Source organism: Cupriavidus sp. 8B, assembly GCF_054589115.1.
Window position 1 is genome coordinate 1 of the sequence record NZ_BAAILO010000008.1, and the last position, 3,466, is coordinate 3,466.

Sequence of the window (3,466 nt, forward strand, 5' to 3'; positions counted from 1 at the left end):
ATCGATTAATGTGCACAGGTCAGTAATGTGGGGCGAGTCGCTCTCCGCATCGGCCGGACACCGGATTTCAGGCGACGACTGCACATTAGTGCAATGATCAGAATCTCTTCTTGCGTTCACTCGAAAGGAGACTCTGATGATTCGCGAGCTTCTGCCCACGGCCTACGCACGACATCTTTCCCTGCCACTGCTCGGGCCAATTCTTGACGATTTTGATGACTGGCTCGTCACGCAGGGATACCGTTTCAACTCCCGTCAGTCCTATGTTCTTCGCTGTACGGCCATTGATACGTATTTTCGCAAACGCCATCAAACTACCCTTGCGTCACTAACACCAGAGAGCCTGCGCAAGTGTTCACAGTATTTTCGACGCCGTCCCGGTGGAATATCCAACACTGTTGGCTGCTTGCAGCGCTTTCTCCAAAGTCAGCATATCGTTGCCGTTCCGAATCCACGTGCGGATACCCCGTTTGAGGCTCCGGTCGCTGCCTACATGCAGTACTTGAGCGAAGTCAGGGGATTGTCTCCGAGTACTGTTCAGCGACATGAGCACACGGCCTGGCAACTATTGCGTTACCAGCTCGATTCGGATCCCACCTTTCGTCTGGCGAACTTTACCCAAGCCCATATCGAGCGTTTCATCATCTACGCTGGCAGTCGATACGGCCGGAGCTCACTTCAGCACGTCATTTCTGAGCTGCGCGGCTTCTTGCGATTCCTCGCCTTGCGAAGCGAGGTCCCTTCCGGACTGGATCGACAGATTGATGCGCCCCGAGCCTATCGCCTGGAACACCTGCCGCGGGCTGTGCCGTGGGATACGGTTACGGCTCTGCTAGGGTCGATAGATCGCAAGTGCGCCAGTGGAGTGCGCGATTACGCCATGTTCCTGCTCATGGCGACCTACGGACTGCGTGGGTGCGACATCGCGAGCTTGCGATTGGACGACATCGATTGGCATGCTGGCGAGATCCACATCAATCAATCTAAAACTAGACACCCTCTGATTCTTCCGCTGACCGATCCGGTCGCCGCAGCTCTGATCGCTTATCTACAGGAGGCTCGCCCGCCCGCAGCCAGCCGTCAGGTTTTTCTAACTGCCATTGCACCCGTCCTGCCCATAACTAGACAAGCCCCCGGCTATGCATTCCGCTTTCGTGCCAAGCAAAGCGGTCTCACTACCCAGTTTCACGGTGTTCATTGTCTGCGCCACTCCTACGCGGTGCACTTGCTTCGCGAGGGTATACCGCTCAAGACCATTGGTGACCTTCTCGGTCATCGCAGCACAGAAAGCACGTGCGTGTACCTCCGGCTCGATTTCGAGGAGCTACGCGAAGTGGCGCTACCACTGCCAATCCCGGCAACCGGGAAGGAGGCCATATCATGAAGCATACGACCGAGACCTGCCTGTCCTCATCGATCCGCCGTTACGTGGAACTGAAGCAGGCATTGGGGCGAGACTTTACGAAGGAGCGCCGTGTTCTCGAAACTATAGAGACCTTCATGATCCGTACCGGCGCGGCCGATTGGACGCAGAGTGCATTTGAGCAATGGTGCAGAACGTTCGCTCATCTGTCGCCGACCGTCCGACGCAACTGGATGCGGATCGCGCGCAATTTTTTCCTCTACCTCCAACGCACCGAGCCGACCTGCTTCGCGCCAGATGTTGGTGACTTTCCACGACCGCACCAGCCCGTGCGGCCCCACATCTTTACCGACCTGGAGATCATCTGGCTGCTGCAGGCTGCGGCAAAGCTAAAACCCGTGCCGCGTTCCCCCTTGCGGCCGGAGATCTTCCACTTGGCGATCGTGCTGCTCAACACGACTGGGATGCGGCGCGGAGAACTGGCATGTCTGACCATTGCGGACTATGACCAGCGCACCAGAAGTCTGCTCGTGCGTGAAGCCAAGTTCCACCGGTCTCGTTATCTGCCGCTCTCCGCCGATGCGAGTCGGGAAGTGGAAACTTACCTAGCCACCAGGCGGCAATGCAATTTGCCCATGGAAGCAGACTCGCCGCTGTTGTGGAATCGCTATTGCAATGGATATTCGGGTTGTGGCCTCGGAGACGGGATTCATGAGCTTATACGTGAAACGGGTATTCGCACAACGGACGGGCGATTACCGCGGGTGCATGATATGAGGCACTCCTTTGCAATTCGTGTTCTCCTTCGATGGTATAAAGCCGGCGTTGATGTTCAAGTCAAGCTACCAGCGCTTGCGACATACATGGGACACGTATCGATTTCTTCGACCGAGTACTACCTTCCGTTTGTTGCAGAGCTTGCCGCTGCGGCCAGCAACCGCTTTGCGGGTCGCTATGGCGCGCTCATTCAGCCGTCCCCCGGTGGAGGTGCACTATGAAAAATACGTACCCCAACGCGCTGGCACGCGCAGTACGCTCATTCTTCAGCCAGTACCTGACCGAACAACGTGGCGTGAGCCGGCATACCGTGCTCAGTTACCGCGATTCGATGATTCTGCTTCTGCGCTTCATCGCTGCGTCCCAGCACTGTGATCCAGTGAAGCTGGAACTGGATGCGATCTCGCCAGAGGTGGTTCTGGCATTTCTGAACTACCTTGAACAAGAGCGTCACAACAAGACCTCCTCGCGCAACGTGCGGCTCGCTGCCATTCATGCATTCTTTCGATATGTCGCAACGCATGCTCCCGAGAGGATTGAACAGGCTCAGCGAATTCTGGGAATCCCTTTCAAGCGCACGCGAACCGGATCAATCGACTATCTCGAGGAAGACGAAATTCATGCCGTTATGGAATGCATCGATCGAAGCACCCCGTATGGTCGCCGCGACTACGCGCTACTCGCTGTACTATTTAACACAGGCGCTCGGGTCCAGGAGATCGTCGACTTAAGCGCCTGCGACCTGCAGATCGACCCGCCACCGCAGGTAACTTTATTCGGAAAGGGACGCAAGCGGAGAGCTTGTCCACTCTGGCCAGGAACGGCGCAGGTCTTGAAGCAGTTTGCCGACGAAGTGCACCTGGACATGCGTTCCAATATGCCGCTCTTCTGCAATCAGCGAGGACAGCGACTTACCCGATTCGGTATCGCCTACATCTTATCTAAGTACTTCCAGGCGGCGGCAAACAAATGTCCGTCCATGGTCAACAAACGACTTCACCCGCACAGTGCCCGGCATAGTACCGCGATGTTACTGCTCAAATCGGGCGTTGACCTGCCTACTATCAGCCACTGGCTTGGTCACGTCAGTGTCAACACCACAAATCGCTATGCGAGGGCTGACCTAGAGATGAAACGTCGAGCCATCGCTCGAGCAGGGACAGTTGTGGACTCGGTCACTCCACTACGCCCATGGCGCTCAGACGCCTCTCTCATCGAATGGCTCGCTTCGCTGTAGCGCTACGTTAATGGAGAGTCCGATTGCTCGGATTCTCCCCCCGTAGGCAATACCTTCGCATACTCCACATTAGTGTCTACTCGACATTA

The 3,466-nt window shown here is 56.3% G+C and carries 3 protein-coding genes; all 3 read left to right on the forward strand.

What is annotated here, in order from left to right; all coding sequences use genetic code 11:
* The first annotated feature begins 136 nt into the window (after positions 1-136).
* From ACYP5B_RS00930 to ACYP5B_RS00940, 3 genes are read left to right on the forward strand one after another with little or no spacing between them, the layout of a single operon-like run.
* Positions 137-1,384: a site-specific integrase gene (locus ACYP5B_RS00930; protein WP_459568210.1), complete on the forward strand. Its 1,248-nt coding sequence runs from the start codon at positions 137-139 to the stop codon at positions 1,382-1,384.
* Positions 1,381-2,361: a tyrosine-type recombinase/integrase gene (locus ACYP5B_RS00935; protein WP_459568211.1), complete on the forward strand. Its 981-nt coding sequence runs from the start codon at positions 1,381-1,383 to the stop codon at positions 2,359-2,361. Before ACYP5B_RS00930 ends, ACYP5B_RS00935 begins: the two co-directional genes overlap by 4 nt.
* Complete coding sequence (locus ACYP5B_RS00940; RefSeq protein WP_459568212.1) at positions 2,358-3,377, forward strand: site-specific integrase; 1,020 nt, start codon at positions 2,358-2,360, stop codon at positions 3,375-3,377. Before ACYP5B_RS00935 ends, ACYP5B_RS00940 begins: the two co-directional genes overlap by 4 nt.
* Positions 3,378-3,466: the final 89 nt, after the last annotated feature.